Origin of the sequence: Winogradskyella forsetii (genome assembly GCF_013394595.1) — a bacterium.
Lineage (GTDB): Bacteria > Bacteroidota > Bacteroidia > Flavobacteriales > Flavobacteriaceae > Winogradskyella > Winogradskyella forsetii.
In genome coordinates, this window is record NZ_CP053348.1 from 431,819 (window position 1) to 448,579 (window position 16,761).

Consider the following 16,761-nt stretch of genomic DNA (forward strand, 5'->3'; position numbering starts at 1 on the left):
CGACTGAGACTGAGACAGCGACTGCGAACTATTTCTCATTCACCAAATCCATCAAATCCACATCATTTCCTAAAAGAATTTCATTTGCATTAATACGTCCTTTCATACTATCATTTTCCAATCTCAACACGCCTCTTGGGCAGACTGCGGAACAAATGCCACAACCCACACAGCTGGACCGTACAATATTTTCACCTTTTTGCGCATAGGCTCTTACATCAATTCCCATTTCACAATAGGTAGAGCAATTACCGCATGAGATGCATTGGCCACCATTGGTCGTAATTCTAAATCTTGAAAATAAACGTTGCTGAAAACCAAGAATAGCAGCCATAGGACAACCAAAACGGCACCACACACGATTACCAAAAATAGGATAGAACCCAGTCCCAATTACGCCAGAAAATATGGCACCAATTAGAAAACCGTAGCTCTGACGCAAGGTTTCAGCTTTGAATAAAAATAAATTAGACCCATTGAAAAAGTGAATCCCCAACAAAACCAATATGATCACAAAATAACCGACCGCACCATATTGGGCGTCTTTAGCTAATTGCTCTCGTTTAAAAATCATGACCCAAGCAAAAACAACGGTTAGAAGCGTTGCAACACCAATTAAAAAGGTACGCTTTGTCAACCAATATTTGCTAGAATCATCTCCTAAGTACGAATAAACAACCGCAGTGGTCATTAACACCACAAAAACCACAACACTATGTACAACCCAACGTTCAATTTTCCAAGCAAACTGTCGCTTGTCGCTTAAATGCCTAAAAGAATCACCTGCAGTTTCAGCCAAACCTCCACAACCACAGACCCATGAGCAGTACCATCGTTTTCCGTATTTAAAGGTGAGAATTGGTGTAATGACGAATATGGATAGAATTCCAAAAATCAACAATGCTAAACCAATATCACCAGCTTCAATAAAGGAATTTACACGGTATTGTTCAAAATTATAATAATTGAGCGGCCAGATATTCTTTAAATCATAATAGGGTAAACTGAACGAATCTGAATTTAAACGTGCCATAAACTCAGGAATCAAAAACGCAAATGCCAGTTGAAAGAACATTACTGAAAACGTACGTAAGCGTTCATATTTATTGTGACGGTATTTCAATAAAAATTTATACCCAAAAACTAAAATCGCAATGGTATATAATGTGCCATAAACAAACCACTGACTGGCTTGTCCACCATTTAAGAATTGGCTCAATGGGTCAAAAAGGGCTACTAAACCTGTGTTTTCTGCACCATCAGTTCCAAGGCCCAGCCAACTTGCCTTAAAATAAAGAAGAATATAAAATCCCGTAAAAGCTAGTCCGGAAATCCAAGCCCAAAGGCCTCGAGAGGATATGGATTTAAACATTACACCATCGTTTTTAATGCCTGGTAGTTTTTTAATATACAGGTCATTTGCAAACAAAACGATGCCAATGCTAATGGATAGCAATGCGATAGTTAGTACTATGGTTCTATAGGGAAACGTGACATTGAAGGTCGCTAGAGCTAAAATTATGAGTCCGATCATACCAATAGCGACATAGATGCGCTGCTTGGTAGTTAAATCAAACGCCTCTGGTTTTGTAAGCGACATGCTTGGTTTTGGTGTGTTCATAGCTTTGAAAGCCTTTTAAATTTATTATTATATTTTTCCCGACCTCACAGGTTTACAGTCCCGACGCTTCGGGACTTTTGAGGTCTTTACGTTATTCAACAAGCAGTGATTGCCTCTTATATGCAGCTAGAATCTCATCTTCAAATCTTGCATAAAACTCAGGATCAAAATTAGCGTCTTTTAAATTTGATATAACATAATCTACATCACGCTTTTCCGTCAACCATTTGTCAAAAGTTTCATGTTTTAATCGTATCCCAAACGTATTGATTCCTAAAAAGACATTGGTGTCTTTATGATACGCTACAGTAATACATTTAGTGTCATCGCTGTGTTTCCAATGAAAATGTTGTTCATAATCTGGTCGTCCTTTTTCGCCAAATACCCATCCATAAGTTTGATATTCAATATCCATAAATTTTGCAGAATTAAACCAATGTCCTGGATTATAAGGCATTTTATTTCCGCAGATGGTTTGTGCTAAAACCTCTCCCATCATTCGTCCTGTGTACCAAACGGCTTCAACTGGTCTGCGATTGCCAGAAGGTTCTTGCTGTTCTGCACAATCACCGATAGCATATACATCTGGTATATTAGTTTCTAAAAACCGATTAACCTTAACGCCTCTACCAGTTTCAATTTCAGAATCTTTAAGAAAATCAATATTCGGTGTCACGCCTGCTGTTAGTCCAACGACATCACAAAGAATTTCCTCGCCTGTTTCTTCAATAATTATGGATTTTACTGTACCGTTCTCGTCCGATTTTATTTCTTTCAGGTTCGTGGAAAGTCGTAAATCGATATGGTGATTCTTAATATGCCTGTTGATCATTTGGCTTTCGCCTTCAGGCAAAACACCATTCCAAAAACTGGCTTCCCTTACTAAAAACGTGACAGGAATGTTTCTGGAATTCAACATTTCAGCCAATTCAATTCCAATTAGTCCGCCACCAACAATGACGGCGCGTTTACAGACTTTGTTATTAGGTGCATGCTTTTCAAGGTTATCTAAATCTTGTTTGTGGTACATGCCCATAACACCTTCCAAATCTTGTCCTGGCCATCCAAATTTATTAGGCTTACTTCCTGTTGCAATCACTAAGGTATCGTATTGTAAGGTGTCGCCTTCGGCAAAGTGAAGTGTTTTAGATTGGGTTTCAACCTTTTTTACATAACCTTTTTTAAGTTCAATTCTGTTCTTTTCCCAAAACCAATTTTCGTAAGGTTGCGTGTGTTCAAAGGTCATATGACCCATATAAATGTACATTAATGCGGTGCGTGAGAAGAAGTATTCGGTTTCTGCGGAAACAAGGGTGATTTTTTTACCTGCCTGTCCGTCAGGCTGGCTGGATAGCTTTCGGATATGTCTGGCTAGTGTAACCCCAGAAATTCCATTGCCAATAATGACGATGTGTTCCATATTTATTATCCGAGAAATCGGATATCTTTTTTAAATAGTTAGTCGATCTTTATGTCGAAGCTTTTGTTAAAACCTTAAGTGATTCACCTAATTTCTTTAAATTTAGGAATAAATTTCAACGTATGCGACCTTTTTTACATGGGCTTTTAGTTCTTATTTTTATAGGTTGTGCTGCAGCTCCTTATAAAACTGGGAAAATCAATGGTGTTAGTTTTGTAGCTGCCAGAAGTGCTATCGATACCACACATACCATACCTGTAGTTAACATTAATGCTAATGCTGCTGCGATAATGCCTTTTGGTTTTATTAGGGACAAAAGTCATCCTGAAATTATTCATAACTCAGACCGACAGTGGTTTGGTGAAACTAGGGAGGGCGCAAAACAGTATATCGAGGAACTCAGAAAACATGATATAAATATCATGATAAAACCTCAGTTATGGCTTTGGCACGGTGAGTTTACAGGGTTTTTAAAAATGGACACTGAAGCCGACTGGAAACAACTCGAAAAGTCCTATTCAGATTTTATTTTGGAATATGCGGCATTGGCGGAAGACGTAAATGCTGAAGTGTTTTGTATCGGCACCGAGCTTGAAGAATTTATAAAAAACAGGCCAGCGTATTGGTCGGCACTTATTAAGGATATTAAACTGATTTATACGGGAAAACTGACCTATGCGGCCAATTGGGACGAGTTTTGGCGAACTCCTTTTTGGACGGAATTGGATTATATTGGTATCGATGCCTACTTTCCCGTAAGTGATATGCAAACACCAACCATTGAAGATTGCCTAAAGGGTTGGGAAAAACACAAGCAAGGTTTAAAAGGCTTTTCCGAAAAGCTTAACAGACCAATATTGTTTACGGAATATGGGTATAGAAGTGTGGATTATACAGCAAAAGAGCCTTGGAGATACGACCGTTCTATGACGTCTGTTAATCACGAAGCTCAAAATAACGCCACGCAAGCTTTATTTGATGCGGTTTGGAATGAAGAGTGGTTTGCTGGAGGTTACTTGTGGAAATGGTTTAGGGAACATCATAACGTTGGAGGCATGGAAAATAACCAATTTACACCACAGAATAAACCTGTAGAACAAATAATTAAAGCTCATTATAAGAAAAAGTAAATCTAGTTTTCAGTGTCAAGCACCTTAAAATCCTTTAGGGCTTTATTGGGCTCAATGATATTATAACCTTTCCAGAACTCAGGATCATATTGGCTTAAATGCGTTGGTTTAACTAAAGTTTTTTCTTTAAAATTGGCGTAATCTGATGCTGTAATAACGGCCGTCTCAAAAACAACCAGTTCTGTTTTTTCAATATTTCTACCTATAAAATGAATCTCAGCTTTTATTTCATTCTGTTTGCGTCTGCCACGAACATTTTTATTTTTTTCGACAATTTTAAGCGGTCTTTTAATGCCGAATTGTTCGCCTAAAGTTTCATCTCTATATTTTAAAACATACTTCTCATTGCTATTTTTACGAAAGATGATCGTCCCTTTTTTTAAGTATTTTTTACTCGAAATCCCGAGTAATGAAAAATCACTTAGGGATTCTACATTATTATAGTCCACTCGCACTACGGCAAAATCTTCGGTATTCACATACATTGTGCCAGCAAAATCCTCACGTCTTTTGGGCTCAAAAGTGATCACATATACAAACATATCATCGATATATGCATAATCTGAAATTTCAAATTCGTAACGTCTCGATTTATGGATAAAGTTGAGGTCATTATCCTCATCAATAAAATTGTTGTTTTCAAATTGATGGATCATTGTTTTTTTCTCAGGTAAAAAATTGAGTTTTTGAATGGAATCCCTTTTGTTTTGTTCGGCCAGTAACGGTTTGGAAACCGTTTTTTCTTGATTTTCGTCAAATAGCGTCGTATCTATATCCTGTTTTACACTAAACCATCCCGATTTTATTTTAAAATAAGAATCCCGTTTAATGTGTTTTTTAAGGATGCCATTTAAGCGTTCCGCATAATTATTCAGATCCACTTCTGTAGATTTATCAAAAAGCCGACTGGCTTTTAAAATTTCCATTTTTTGAGGTTTACCTCGCGAAATCTCACCATATAGTTCGCCGAGAATCTCTGTGTGGTTATCGATGCTTTCTGGTATAATCTGAATTAAACTATCTACAAAATGCTGATTGATTTCTGGAATGGTCGATTCTTCGAGATCCACATAGCGCTTGTCCATATGAATATATTTGGAAGCCCTGAAAAAGAGTTTCCGTTTGGCATAACCAAAATCGTAATTAGTGTAAAGTCCGTCTTCTATTTTATCTAAAATCTCGTCGATGGTGTAGTTTTTATTCGTGACTAAAACTTCGGAAAGATCCACAGTTTTCGGTTTGAGATAGATATTGGAATTATCAAAGTTTAATAGTGGAATTCGTTTTTCTTCGTAGCCCAAGCAACTTATCATTAGAGAGTCGGTTGCGGTTACGTCACGTTTTATGGTAATGTTGAATTCGCCATTATCATTACTGATCACTCCAGATTTATAGTTAAATTGAATGGTAGCAAAAGCAACAGGTTCCTCTGTTTTAGAATCCAATAATCTCGAAGAGAACGTTTCTTGCCCATAGGAATACGATAGTCCAAAAAATGCTATGGCAATGATGATGCTTTTGGAATACATTAATATAGGTTTCACTATGTATAAGTTTAAATAATTAAGAAATTCAATTTAAACTATTATTAAGTAAGAATTGTTCTAAGTTTAAAAACTTTAGGAAAAATTAAGAGATAATTGCTAACTTTAATTAAAATTAATAAAAACATAGATGCGAACATTAGTGATTGGAGATATTCATGGAGGACTGAGAGGATTAATTCAACTTTTCGAAAGGGCCGATATAACAAAAAACGACACTTTGATTTTTCTTGGCGATTATGTGGACGGATGGAGTGAGTCTGCTCAAGTGATAGAATACCTGTTAGAGGCTTCAGAGAAAAACTCATGCATATTTATAAAAGGAAATCATGATGTTTGGTGTGAGGAATGGTTGGCATCTGGTACACTAAACGACGTTTGGTATAATCATGGTGGAAAAGGAACTATTGAGAGTTATCACGGTTATTCTAAATCAGAAAAAGCAAAACATCTTCAATTTTTTGAAGCCATGCCATTATATCATATTGACAATGAAAATAGACTTTTTATACATGCAGGTTTTACTTCTATGCATGGCGTTGAAAAGGAAACCGACATCAGAAATTTTTATTTTGATAGAACCCTTTGGGAAATGGCTTTAACAATGGATAATCGGATTGAAAAGGACTCCGTAATTTATCCCAACCGATTAAAACATTATTCTGAAATTTATATTGGACATACACCAACGATAAATTTTAATAAACATAAACCAATGAATGCCATTAATGTTTGGAATATGGATACAGGTGCTGCATTTACAGGACAATTATCTGCTATGGATGTTGAAACGAAAGTGATTTTTCAGAGTGATGCTTTGAAAGATTTGTATCCGAATGAATTGGGAAGGAATAAACAATGACGTATGAATAAAATTGTATTATTTTTAGTATTCATTTTAGTTTTTAACTGTCAATCAAGAAAATATAAAGACAATTACAAAATCATTGACTTTGATTCTGCAATTACTCAAGTAAATAATGAAAATCTTGGCTATCCTCATTATAAAAGGAATTCAAGAACATCTTTAAATGACACCGAAATTAGTTTGTTTTTTTCAATTTTAGAAGATAGTCTAAAAAGCTATAATGATGAGAATGGAAATCACCAAATTGATATTAATGAATATCGATTCTTTATTATTCCAACCCTTAATGATAAAAAAGAAGAGATTCTATTAATCTATTCCTATCGTTGTGACCCACAAAATGAATGGATTGATCTAAGTGATTGGTTTATGGTATTTGATGGAGGTAATAGTTACTTTAGAACAAAAATTAATTTAACAAAAAAAACAGGAGGAAGAATAATTCCTAATGGAGAAGCTTAATCAACAAACATACTTCCTATAATAAGCCAACAACTCATCAGCCGAAGCACCAAACCATTTCTTTACATAAATCGCCCAAAAGTGATATTGCAATTTCCAAACGCCATGTTTGCGATAGAGTCGTGCTGAAGTTTTAAGTTTTTTATTGATAACTACAAATTCGTTACGAGCATAGAGCTCATTGATTAGAATATTGTCCTCATAAATGATATAATCCTCATCATAACCACCAATGGCATCAAAAAGTTCGCGCGTAATAAACTGGCTTTGATCGCCACCTCTGCAAGCACGCCAAGAAAATTGCGTTAACCAACTCGCCAATCGTAACCACCAATGGTTACTATCAAACTGCAATCTAAAACAACCGGCTTTGTTGCCTTTTTCGACTTCATTAATTATCAGTTGGTCAAAGTCTTTAGGAGGCAAAGAGTCCGCATGAAGAAAATACAAAATTTCACCTTTGGCATGTTTTGCTCCTGTGTTCAGTTGTTTTGCTCGTCCTTTTGGAGCATCAATCAAAACTAATTTTGATTGATGCTCCAATCCTGAACTGTTGTGCTGAGTTTGTCGAAGTGTTGATTCAGGATCCGAGTTTTGGATGTTCCGCTGAGGACTATATCCTAAAACACTTTCAGTTGTCCCATCCGTACTGCCACCATCGACGACTATAATTTCTGAAATATTTGACGACGTTGCATTTTCATTGAGATGATTTAGTAAATCACCAATAATTTCAACTTCATTCAAAACAGGAATAATTATGCTTATCATATAGTTATTTACGGAAATTATAAAATAAGGGTTTTAATCGTTTAAATCCCAATTATAATCTTTATAACTTTTTTCAGCAGATTCTGAAATGGCAACCGTTGTGTATTGATTCAGAAAATCAATAAGACTACCATTTTGCTCAAAGTCTTTTTTAAACCATTTGAAAATTTTTGACAACCTTAGGTTGTTTTGAGAGATTTCATTTTTAGATGAATCTGCCAAAAATTCTTTAGTAGCATTGGTCAATTGTGCTTCTAAGTTTGAGGCTATAAAAGCGTCATTCTGTAATGTTGGACATGACACCGAAGCACAGACAATGGCAAAATGAATTCGAGGCTCATCCATATTCCTTAAAATATCGTGTTCAATAGCATTAAGATTGAGCCATTTATCGCCAAACTGCCATAAACGTTGATCCCAAGGATTTTTGATGTCCTTGATGCTTTTTGTTGGGTAGTTACGTAGGATTAAATCAATGGTTAATGCGTTGTAGGCGTTAATCCAATAGGCCAATTTATCTTCTTTAGACCAACTGTCTTTAGGTTGATATGTTTTAAGTAAGGCGATATAATTTTGTAAGGATTTAGCATCACTTTTGAAACCTTTGTAATCTACATGTCCATTTTCTGAGACGTGTTTTTTGAGTAATGCGTTGAAAATAGAATGGTCAAATGCTTCTGTATAAATAATTTCAGTAGTTATAGAAACACCATCGTCGCTCTCCGTTCCGTCTTCACCTAAACTTATCTTAATAGAATTGCTTTCTTTAGGCGATTGTAGAGTTTCACGTATGGCAGCTGTTTCAATCGTATCTGGTAATTCAGTTGCAGCAACTATTTCTTTTGTTTGCTGAGATTGATATACAATGGCTTTATTTGTTCCACAACATGATGAAACTATAAAAGTAAATACAAATAATAAAATCGCTTTCATTTTTTTAATGGATATAATTCCTGACTCAAAAAATCTTTGGGAAATTTATCATCACCATCAAAACCCAATTCAATATCCCTTCCGTTGTGTGGCACATAGTCGGTTTTAAAAATATAATCCCAAAGACTTAATGTTAGTCCATAGTTTACGCCATACCTTACATGCTGAGGTAGTGCTTTAACATGATGCCAAATGTGCATCTTTGGATTGTTGAAAATATACTTTAAAAAGCCATAGTCCCAACCTAAATTGGCATGATTCAAATGGCCAATTGCAATGCTAAAGAAATAAACAATAGCGACATCTTGTGCATCAAAACCACCAATGATAGCAATAGGAATATACAAAATGGATTTGTAAACCACTGGTTCCATCCAATGGTATCGCAAATGAGCGGCAAAGCCCATTTCTTTTACGGAATGATGTACTTTGTGAAAATTCCACAGCCAAGGCACGCGATGTAACAGGCGATGCGTATTCCATTGCACAAAATCTGAAACTATAAAAAAGATAAATAAGCCTAACCACATAGGAAGTTCATCCACATCAAACAATTGAAAATTTGAAATTGATAAACCAACAACTCCTAAAATATCATTAAACAGTTCCGAAGCTGTATTGGATAAGGCAATAAAAACGATGAGGTTCAACAAAAAGAAATTAAAGAACATGTAAAATGTATCCAACCAGAAATCTTTTCTAAAAATAGCTTGACCTTTTCGCCAAGGAAAAGCGATTTCAAGTAGCCATACCGCAATTGAGATTACAATAAGGCCATAAAAAAAGTTATCCCAGTGATTGAGGTCAATGAGTTCATACTTGAGATAATTCCAATATCCCAAATAGGAGTTTTTTATGATGTCTAGGTACTTCTGCATGTTAATGTTGTTTGACCTTTCAGGTTTTCAAAACCTGAAAGGTCTCTATTTATTCTAACCACAACTTATTATCTTCGAGAGCATTGGTTTTATTCATTATATACCTTTAAGATCGAAAAAAAGTCCTTGAAGAGTATTTCTCGATATAAACTTAGATCCAATTAAGGGATTCCTGCCTTCGCAGGAAATTAACAACATCCTCCACCATCATAGTGAAATGTAGATTCACTGATAAAAATGTCATCCCTTCCTAAACTTGCCAAGGCACCAGCAGTTTTATCACAAACCGCCAAAGGTTGATTCTTTAATAAAACATGTCCTAATTTATCATCGAAATAATCTTCGTCGCCATAATAGATGGCTGCTTTGCCAGTAAAAATACAAGGACCATCTGCAGGCATCGGATCTTTTATGGCCGCTACTTCTATGGATTCGATATAAATCAAATCATCGGTTGGGTAATGCTTCGGATCAAGAATTCTATACGGTTTACGAGCTCTGATTTCAATAGTTCCAAAACCAGCATCAGTTAAAGCTTTTACATAGTCAGCAATGGGTAAACTTCCACTTAAACATAGCGCACGTAATCTGTCGTCGTTCCGAAGTTCATCATTCATAGGTTGTTCGCAAGTAGGATCGCTCATTACCAACCGACCATGCGGTTTTAAAACACGATACATCTCTGCAATGGCTTTCTTTAAATCTTCAGCCTTAAAAATGTTGAACAGGCAGTTTTGAGCGGCAACATCAATACTATTATCTTCAACAGGAAGATTCATGGCATCGCCTTTTTTTAGGTCAACAAATTCAGATTTAAACCAATCATTTTGTGCTTCGGCTTCCTTAAAGTTTTTACGGGAGGCTTCTAGCATTTCATCCACGACATCCACACCAATAACACCACTTTTTTGTCTGTTAAAATATGAGAATTGTAATAATTCCATACCTCCACCAACACCAACATAAAGCATTTTTGGATTGTTGGTTAAATCACGAGCATGAACCGTAGAGCCACAGCCATAGTTCATTTCTTGCATGATTTTGGGGATTTTTAATCCTGGTAATTCCCAAATCGGATTTGTAGTACAGCATAATCCAACATCTGGTGTTAGTGCTGCTTCTTTGTATAGGTCGTTTGTGGCTTCTAAGTAACTCATTTTTTTCTTTCCTGCGAAGGCAGGAATCTCAATTTTAATTAATATACGTTTTTCATTTTCTTAGTTCATTTTGTCTTGATACACTACGGAGTTTAAAACACTGTTTTAAATCAAAGTATGTTGTGAAGCAAAACCAAAAAAATCAAATTGAAATGAGGAATTTTTAATTCCTTAGTTGGAATAAAAACCAAAAATTAAATCTAAATTTTTTCCAAGGCTTCAATAATTCTTAACGATTTAATTTTTATATTCTGCATTTCAATGGTCAATTCCTTGAATTGATATGGGAATTGAATTTCGACTAAGTAAAATCAAAAACCCACTATTTTTTTATTATTTCAAACTCCTAATCAGTTCCTTAAAGAGGATAATCATATTCGGTTCAGCTTTTTCGGCCATGGCAATAATCTCTGAAATATCTACAGGTTTCAGGTTATCTGGGTCGCATTCATCAGTTAAAACAGAAACTGCAGCGGCTTTTAACTTTAAGTGGTTCGCAACAATGATTTCTGGAACTGTACTCATGCCAACAGCATCTGCACCAATAGTTTTCAGCATTCTGTATTCCGCTCGTGTTTCGAGTTGAGGACCAACAACAGAGGCATAAACCCCTTTGTGTAAGGTGATGTTGTGTTCTTTGGCGATACTTTCAAATTTCAAATTGATTTCAGCATCATATGGTGCGCTCATATCGGTAAATCGTTCTCCCAATTCCGAAACGCCTTTAAAAGCTAATGGCGAACCGCCTTGAAGATTGATATGATCCTCAATAAGCATTAATTCGCCTTTCTTAAAGTTGAGATTAATAGCGCCAGAAGCATTAGAAACCAAAAGGGTTTTTATGCCCAATTTTTCCATAATCCGAACAGGAAAAGTGACATCTTGTAAGGTATAACCTTCGTAAACATGAAAACGTCCTTGCATCACAACAACTTTCTTTCCTTTCAGAAGGCCGTAAATCAATTTGCCTTTATGAAACTCAACGGTTGCTGTGGGAAAGTTGGGTATGTGGTTATAACTTGCTTCTGCTAAGATATCGATTTCATCAATCAATTGTCCTAAACCTGTACCTAAAATGATACCGATTTCAGGCTTTTCAAAACCTTTGCTTTGTAAGTATTCTGTGCTTTCATTAATAAATTTAATCATATTTATCTTCCTTGAAAAAGGAAGTCTGTTTTATTGGTTAAAAATTTCTACTTGTATTTTTTCTTGTAATTTTAAGTTGGATTTATAAAAATCTGAAGCAATTAAATCTTCATAAGTATCGATGTCATTTAAAGTGTCTAAGGTACTAACTGCAATATTATTTTTATGTAACTCTTGTAACGTTTCAGTTAATAGATGAGGTTGACTCCAAGGTTTATTCGTAAAAATCGAGGTGTGCATCTTAGATAAACCGACTAAATAATAACCACCATCTTCCGCTGGTCCGAAGACGACGTCGCTGGTTTCTAATGCTTTTAGGCCGTTGCTGATATGTGTAGAACTTATTTCAGGTAAATCGGAACCAATTAAAACAATTTTTTTATAACCTGAATCAAATCCATCTTTAAAAGCATTAAGCATGCGTTCCCCTAAATCCTTTCCATTTTGAACGGTTTTAGAATCGTTTTTCCATTTGGTATTCACAACGGCATTCGAGAAATAAATGCGTTTGTCAACCGTTAAAGCTTCAGTTGCATTTTCGGTAATCTTAACCAATTCAGAATACACCTCAAAAGCACCAAAATCGCCGATGGTTTTAGCGAGTCGTGTTTTTACAGTACCTAATTTTATGTTTTTTACAAACACAATTACAAGCGAATCAGTCATATATTTTATTGCCTTTTAGGAGCCACTGGCTCCAAGTTTTTGAAAATGCATGGACATTTTCTGTGGGTTCATCTTTGTTATTGTAAACCTTAAAACCGTTATTTTTCCATTCAAAAATACCACCAAATAAATTAAAAACATTAGCGTAACCGGCTTTCTCAAGTTGTTCAGCAATGTTTTCAGAACGTATGCCTAAGGAACAATACACAACTATCATTTGTTGTTTGTCGTTAAGTTGTTTTGACGTTTCCTGTAAATCAAAATCATTATAACCAACATGAATGGCATTTTTTAAATGACTTACATTATATTCTTCTGCTTCACGCGCATCAAGAAGGATGGCTTTCGTTTTTGGCATCGCCAATTCCTGCACAGAGATATATGGGACGCTTTCAGAATTATGTCTATTCAATAATTCAGTAATTGGTTCTTGCGAAAAACCGAGCGCAGTAAAAAATAGGAATATGAATGTAATTTTCGTTTTCATAATTACGAGATTCATGCATCCGCAGGAATTGTATTTCCCTGACAACTACTTCCTGCACCAGCCGTACAACCATAACAATGTTGCGAGATGACAATATCTCTACCTTCAAGCAGTTCTTCATTATATTCTGAAATATGCTTAACCTTACTATTCACAGGCAATTCCAACATTTGGTTAAAATCACAATCAAACAAATAACCATCCCAACTTATAGATAATGTGTTGGTGCACATCACATTTTTTACTGCGGCAGGATTATATGCTTCTACTAGTGAGTACATATAATCTTCATAATTTTCAGAAGCAATTAAATAATCTAAAAAGCGTGCAATTGGTAAATTGGTAATAGCAAATAAATTATGAAATTGAATATTGAAATCTTCAAGCAAAGCCTTTTTGAAATCCTTCTCCATGGCGGCTTGGTCTCCAGGCAAAAATGCGCCCGAAGGATTATAAACCAAATCTAATCTAAAGTCAGAATTGGGCATGCCATAACCCACTGCATTTAATTCTTGTAAAGCTTTTATGGATTTGTCAAAAACACCATCGCCACGCTGTTTGTCAGTTTTACCTCTTGTCCAATGTGGCATTGAGCTCACAACATGAACATTATGCTTCTTAAAGAATTCGGGTAAATCGTAATATTTTTTATTGGCACGTATAATGGTTAAATTAGAACGGACTATAAAGTCCTTGATTCCGACTTTAGCAGCCTCTTCAACAAACCATCTAAAATCGGGATTCATTTCTGGTGCGCCACCAGTTAAATCTAAGGTATGCGCTCCAGAATTTTTAATCACTTCAAGACATTGTCTCATGGTGTCCCGTGTCATTATCTCTTTACGATCCGGACCAGCATCTACATGGCAATGATCGCAAACTTGGTTGCACATATAACCCACATTAATTTGAAGAATCTCTAATTTTTTGGCTTTAAGTGGAAATTGATTGGATTCAGAAATCTTATTTTTAAAAGTAGGCAATTCGCCAGTTTGAAAAATTCCATTCGAGAGAATTTCGAGTTGCTTATTGCTCTGTGCTAAATCGCTTCCTTGTTTTTTTAGTGATTTTACTGCCATATTTTAATTTATGAATTACAATTTACAATTTACGAATTATGGAAAATCTACAATCGTAAATCTGCAATCGTATTTCGTGTTTATCCATCCAATTTATTAACCTTATTCATCATTTGCACACCATGAACAAGTGTCGCTCCACTTTTTATTGCAGCTCCAACATGTATAGCCTCCATCATTTCTTCTTTAGTAACGCCACGTTGAAGCGTATCTTTAGAATAAGCATCTATACAATAAGGACATTGTTCGGTATGTGCTACTGCTAATGCAATTAATGATTTCTCTCGTGCGGTTAACGCACCTTCTTCAAACACTTTTCCGTAATACTCAAAAAACTTATTTCCAAGTTCTTCACTCCATTCGGTAATGTTTCCGAATTTTCTTAAATCTGCAGGATCGTAGTATGTTTTAGACATTTGTATGGTTTTTCAGTTCGTTATATTACTTACGTAAAAAATACGTATTGGGTTTTTGTCGAAAAATAAACTCAAACTTAACAGAAAAAATAGCAGAAAGCTAATTTAATTTAAGGCAACAATTGAAATATAGAATACACTAAAAAAGTCTTACTTTTAATTCCTGTTTTTTAAATAAATGAAACACTGGATTGAACTTTTATCAGAATTTAAAGCGAAACAAGAACCTGTGGCATTAATAACAGTTTCAAAATGCTTAGGGTCAACACCTTGTAGGGTTGGTTCGCGAATGCTAGTAACGAAAGACAAAGAATTTTACGGAACCATAGGAGGAGGGAAGCTAGAGTTTAAAGCTATTGACGAGGCTATTAGGGCATTAAAAGAGAACAGAATTATTGAATCTACATACACTTTAGGACCTGAATTTGAACAATGCTGTGGCGGAAAAGTTGAATTTATAATAGAACCCATGAACCAATCACCAGAATTATACATATTTGGCGCAGGACATATCGGTGTTGAAATTGCCAAACTTTTAGTCGGTACACCTTTTGAAGTCCATCTTATAGATTCTAGAGACGATTGGTTTTCTAATTTCCGTTTGGATGAAAGCATTAAGACACATCAAGCCACGGAAACCGATTTTAAAACCTTCAGTGATATTGTAAAATGGGGAAATCGTTGTTATATTTTAGTGCTCACACATAATCATGCAATTGACTTTGATATTATTGCGATGGCCTTGCAAAACGAAACCAAGTTTTTAGGATTAATAGGTAGCAAAACCAAAAAAGTGCGTTTCAATAATATGTTAATTAAGGACATGAATATGGAAGACGGTATGAAAAATGTGGTTTGCCCAATCGGGTTGAATATTGGAGGCCATACACCAAAAGAGATTGCGATTAGTGTAGTTGCACAGTTGCTTCAGGTTTATTATAAAAACTCAGTTAATTTGTAAAATTGTTCCTTTGAGGGGACTTTAGGGTGTAAAACAATAATACCATTTCAGACTAACTAAAGATCAATAGTTAATGAAATTCTGAATCATTATAAAATTAAGAATTCTATACTTCTTTCAATAAAGGATTCTCAGTTAAAATTATTAATTTTCGGCTGTATCTAAACCATATTTTGAAATTGATAAATAATTATTACATTCTGAACATACTACAATTTGGTCTTCATATACGTCATAAAAATCGATTTCTACAAAACATTCGGGACAATTATCATAAACAGCTTCATATATATTCTCACAATTATAATACTGGCGATAACCTGAATATCTTCCTGTAAATATAGTTTGGTTTTTATGTTTTCTATTCTCTTCTAAAATTACTTTAGTACTATATAAAAAACTGGTGCCTTTTGGGGTTTGTTTCAAATTGCATTCATAAATGTATCCTATCGAACAGTGAGGGCAAGAAAATTGAACATTTGTTTTAGTTATAACAGCATCGACTGATTTTAGTATTTCAGCATATGTCATTTTATTTGGTTCTTTACCATATTTTTTTAGCTTAGACTTGTATTTAGATTTTATTTCAGGCATATCTATTATTGCTAGATAAAATGTTTTTTTACAACAATGGCAATTTTTAATGTTCATGTTTGAATAAAATTTTGTTCAAAGTCAAATTTAACTAAAAATCACCTCACTCAAAGCATAATAAATAGCCATAATCGCGGAAAAGATAGCAGATCCCAAAAAACGCCATTTAATCTTAAATCGATTTTGAATGATATAATTCGCCAAAAACGAAATAGGAATATTAACTAAAAATGACCAAAAAGCAATTTCTAAAAGACTAAAGTTAATATCACCAAATTCACCAGAAAACAATTGAATAAATAATAAATGCCTAGCAATCCAAAGTGGATTAAAATAAGCGATAGCTAATAAGGTTTTTGCCAATGTCGCTTTTAGACCTTTTAGATGGATGGTTTTTTTTACAATCCAATCGAAATAATTTGGGATTTCAAAGGCATAGAATGTGGCACCAACGAACATCATTCCTAACAATCGATATATTGAAAATTCATCCAATAAGAATGCAGCAATGGTATCACCAGCACTGTAGATAAGTGCGCCTTTGATGATGTTTTGTTTTTTGTAGTGTAGTGCGATAAGTTGTTCGTTTGTTATCCTGCAAGGTTTCAAAAACCTTGTAGGTATC

General features: G+C 34.9%; 18 protein-coding genes. 4 read left to right on the plus strand and 14 right to left on the minus strand.

What is annotated here, in order from left to right:
* Positions 1 to 28 precede the first annotated feature (28 nt).
* Both HM987_RS01810 and HM987_RS01815 read right to left on the minus strand, forming a co-directional pair.
* A complete protein-coding gene (locus tag HM987_RS01810) occupies positions 29 to 1,621 on the minus strand; it encodes a 4Fe-4S binding protein (RefSeq protein ID WP_179004689.1) in 1,593 nt (530 codons plus the stop codon).
* 91 nt (positions 1,622 to 1,712) lie between these two features.
* On the minus strand, positions 1,713 to 3,041 hold the full coding sequence (locus tag HM987_RS01815) for an NAD(P)/FAD-dependent oxidoreductase (RefSeq protein WP_179004691.1): 1,329 nt from the start codon (positions 3,039 to 3,041) through the stop codon (positions 1,713 to 1,715).
* Positions 3,042 to 3,163: 122 nt separating this feature from the next.
* On the opposite strand from HM987_RS01815, the gene HM987_RS01820 reads away from it, so the two are divergent.
* Positions 3,164 to 4,171 carry a glycoside hydrolase family 113 gene (locus HM987_RS01820; protein WP_179004693.1) on the plus strand — a complete coding sequence of 336 codons (1,008 nt, stop codon included), beginning with the start codon at positions 3,164 to 3,166 and terminating at the stop codon, positions 4,169 to 4,171.
* 2 nt (positions 4,172 to 4,173) lie between these two features.
* Here the strand turns inward: HM987_RS01820 and HM987_RS01825 are convergent, their stop codons facing one another.
* Positions 4,174 to 5,715: a carboxypeptidase-like regulatory domain-containing protein gene (locus tag HM987_RS01825; protein ID WP_229724560.1), complete on the minus strand. Its 1,542-nt coding sequence runs from the start codon at positions 5,713 to 5,715 to the stop codon at positions 4,174 to 4,176.
* A gap of 130 nt (positions 5,716 to 5,845) precedes the next feature.
* Between HM987_RS01825 and HM987_RS01830 the strand changes: the two genes are divergently transcribed.
* A complete protein-coding gene (locus tag HM987_RS01830; protein WP_179004695.1) occupies positions 5,846 to 6,577 on the plus strand; it encodes a metallophosphoesterase family protein in 732 nt (243 codons plus the stop codon).
* A gap of 3 nt (positions 6,578 to 6,580) precedes the next feature.
* Entirely contained in the window at positions 6,581 to 7,045 is a 465-nt protein-coding gene (locus HM987_RS01835; protein WP_179004697.1) for a hypothetical protein, read from the plus strand.
* Here HM987_RS01835 and HM987_RS01840 read toward each other — a convergent pair whose 3' ends face one another.
* The 9 genes from HM987_RS01840 to HM987_RS01880 form a co-directional block, all read right to left on the minus strand.
* Positions 7,046 to 7,816 (minus strand): TIGR04283 family arsenosugar biosynthesis glycosyltransferase, encoded by a 771-nt coding sequence (locus tag HM987_RS01840; RefSeq protein ID WP_179004699.1) that lies wholly within the window; start codon positions 7,814 to 7,816, stop codon positions 7,046 to 7,048. It abuts the gene before it with no gap.
* Between the two features lie 33 nt (positions 7,817 to 7,849).
* The gene (locus tag HM987_RS01845) at positions 7,850 to 8,749 is read right to left on the minus strand and encodes a DUF547 domain-containing protein (RefSeq protein WP_179004701.1); all 900 of its coding nucleotides are present in this window, start codon (positions 8,747 to 8,749) and stop codon (positions 7,850 to 7,852) included.
* Positions 8,746 to 9,627 (minus strand): sterol desaturase family protein, encoded by an 882-nt coding sequence (locus HM987_RS01850; RefSeq protein WP_179004703.1) that lies wholly within the window; start codon positions 9,625 to 9,627, stop codon positions 8,746 to 8,748. Before HM987_RS01850 ends, HM987_RS01845 begins: the two co-directional genes overlap by 4 nt.
* A 188-nt stretch (positions 9,628 to 9,815) precedes the next feature.
* Positions 9,816 to 10,784: an arsenosugar biosynthesis arsenite methyltransferase ArsM gene (arsM, locus tag HM987_RS01855; protein WP_179004705.1), complete on the minus strand. Its 969-nt coding sequence runs from the start codon at positions 10,782 to 10,784 to the stop codon at positions 9,816 to 9,818.
* Between the two features lie 333 nt (positions 10,785 to 11,117).
* Complete coding sequence (locus tag HM987_RS01860; RefSeq protein WP_179004707.1) at positions 11,118 to 11,933, minus strand: purine-nucleoside phosphorylase; 816 nt, start codon at positions 11,931 to 11,933, stop codon at positions 11,118 to 11,120.
* A 30-nt stretch (positions 11,934 to 11,963) separates the two neighbouring features.
* Complete coding sequence (locus HM987_RS01865; RefSeq protein ID WP_179004709.1) at positions 11,964 to 12,599, minus strand: TIGR04282 family arsenosugar biosynthesis glycosyltransferase; 636 nt, start codon at positions 12,597 to 12,599, stop codon at positions 11,964 to 11,966.
* A complete protein-coding gene (locus tag HM987_RS01870) occupies positions 12,592 to 13,086 on the minus strand; it encodes a rhodanese-like domain-containing protein (protein ID WP_179004711.1) in 495 nt (164 codons plus the stop codon). Before HM987_RS01870 ends, HM987_RS01865 begins: the two co-directional genes overlap by 8 nt.
* Before the next feature lie 11 nt (positions 13,087 to 13,097).
* The gene (gene arsS, locus HM987_RS01875; protein ID WP_179004713.1) at positions 13,098 to 14,165 is read right to left on the minus strand and encodes an arsenosugar biosynthesis radical SAM (seleno)protein ArsS; all 1,068 of its coding nucleotides are present in this window, start codon (positions 14,163 to 14,165) and stop codon (positions 13,098 to 13,100) included.
* A gap of 80 nt (positions 14,166 to 14,245) precedes the next feature.
* Positions 14,246 to 14,581 carry an arsenosugar biosynthesis-associated peroxidase-like protein gene (locus tag HM987_RS01880; RefSeq protein ID WP_178990567.1) on the minus strand — a complete coding sequence of 112 codons (336 nt, stop codon included), beginning with the start codon at positions 14,579 to 14,581 and terminating at the stop codon, positions 14,246 to 14,248.
* Positions 14,582 to 14,759: 178 nt separating this feature from the next.
* On the opposite strand from HM987_RS01880, the gene xdhC reads away from it, so the two are divergent.
* A complete protein-coding gene (gene xdhC, locus HM987_RS01885; RefSeq protein ID WP_179004715.1) occupies positions 14,760 to 15,542 on the plus strand; it encodes a xanthine dehydrogenase accessory protein XdhC in 783 nt (260 codons plus the stop codon).
* Positions 15,543 to 15,686: 144 nt separating this feature from the next.
* Here the strand turns inward: xdhC and HM987_RS01890 are convergent, their stop codons facing one another.
* Both HM987_RS01890 and HM987_RS01895 read right to left on the minus strand, forming a co-directional pair.
* Positions 15,687 to 16,193 (minus strand): hypothetical protein, encoded by a 507-nt coding sequence (locus tag HM987_RS01890; protein ID WP_179004717.1) that lies wholly within the window; start codon positions 16,191 to 16,193, stop codon positions 15,687 to 15,689.
* Positions 16,194 to 16,223: 30 nt separating this feature from the next.
* Positions 16,224 to 16,745, minus strand: coding sequence for a hypothetical protein (locus HM987_RS01895; RefSeq protein ID WP_218645604.1), 522 nt, complete (start codon positions 16,743 to 16,745; stop codon positions 16,224 to 16,226).
* Between the last annotated feature and the right edge of the window lie 16 nt (positions 16,746 to 16,761).

What these genes read in the sequence shown, in the direction of transcription:
- HM987_RS01810 (WP_179004689.1), bottom strand. Translation starts at nt 1,621, where the DNA reads ATGAACACACCAAAACCAAGCATGTCGCTTACAAAACCAGAGGCGTTT.
- HM987_RS01815 (WP_179004691.1), bottom strand. Translation starts at nt 3,041, where the DNA reads ATGGAACACATCGTCATTATTGGCAATGGAATTTCTGGGGTTACACTA.
- HM987_RS01820 (WP_179004693.1), top strand. Translation starts at nt 3,164, where the DNA reads ATGCGACCTTTTTTACATGGGCTTTTAGTTCTTATTTTTATAGGTTGT.
- HM987_RS01830 (WP_179004695.1), top strand. Translation starts at nt 5,846, where the DNA reads ATGCGAACATTAGTGATTGGAGATATTCATGGAGGACTGAGAGGATTA.
- HM987_RS01835 (WP_179004697.1), top strand. Translation starts at nt 6,581, where the DNA reads ATGAATAAAATTGTATTATTTTTAGTATTCATTTTAGTTTTTAACTGT.
- HM987_RS01840 (WP_179004699.1), bottom strand. Translation starts at nt 7,816, where the DNA reads ATGATAAGCATAATTATTCCTGTTTTGAATGAAGTTGAAATTATTGGT.
- HM987_RS01845 (WP_179004701.1), bottom strand. Translation starts at nt 8,749, where the DNA reads ATGAAAGCGATTTTATTATTTGTATTTACTTTTATAGTTTCATCATGT.
- HM987_RS01850 (WP_179004703.1), bottom strand. Translation starts at nt 9,627, where the DNA reads ATGCAGAAGTACCTAGACATCATAAAAAACTCCTATTTGGGATATTGG.
- arsM (WP_179004705.1), bottom strand. Translation starts at nt 10,784, where the DNA reads ATGAGTTACTTAGAAGCCACAAACGACCTATACAAAGAAGCAGCACTA.
- HM987_RS01860 (WP_179004707.1), bottom strand. Translation starts at nt 11,933, where the DNA reads ATGATTAAATTTATTAATGAAAGCACAGAATACTTACAAAGCAAAGGT.
- HM987_RS01865 (WP_179004709.1), bottom strand. Translation starts at nt 12,599, where the DNA reads ATGACTGATTCGCTTGTAATTGTGTTTGTAAAAAACATAAAATTAGGT.
- HM987_RS01870 (WP_179004711.1), bottom strand. Translation starts at nt 13,086, where the DNA reads ATGAAAACGAAAATTACATTCATATTCCTATTTTTTACTGCGCTCGGT.
- arsS (WP_179004713.1), bottom strand. Translation starts at nt 14,165, where the DNA reads ATGGCAGTAAAATCACTAAAAAAACAAGGAAGCGATTTAGCACAGAGC.
- HM987_RS01880 (WP_178990567.1), bottom strand. Translation starts at nt 14,581, where the DNA reads ATGTCTAAAACATACTACGATCCTGCAGATTTAAGAAAATTCGGAAAC.
- xdhC (WP_179004715.1), top strand. Translation starts at nt 14,760, where the DNA reads ATGAAACACTGGATTGAACTTTTATCAGAATTTAAAGCGAAACAAGAA.
- HM987_RS01890 (WP_179004717.1), bottom strand. Translation starts at nt 16,193, where the DNA reads ATGAACATTAAAAATTGCCATTGTTGTAAAAAAACATTTTATCTAGCA.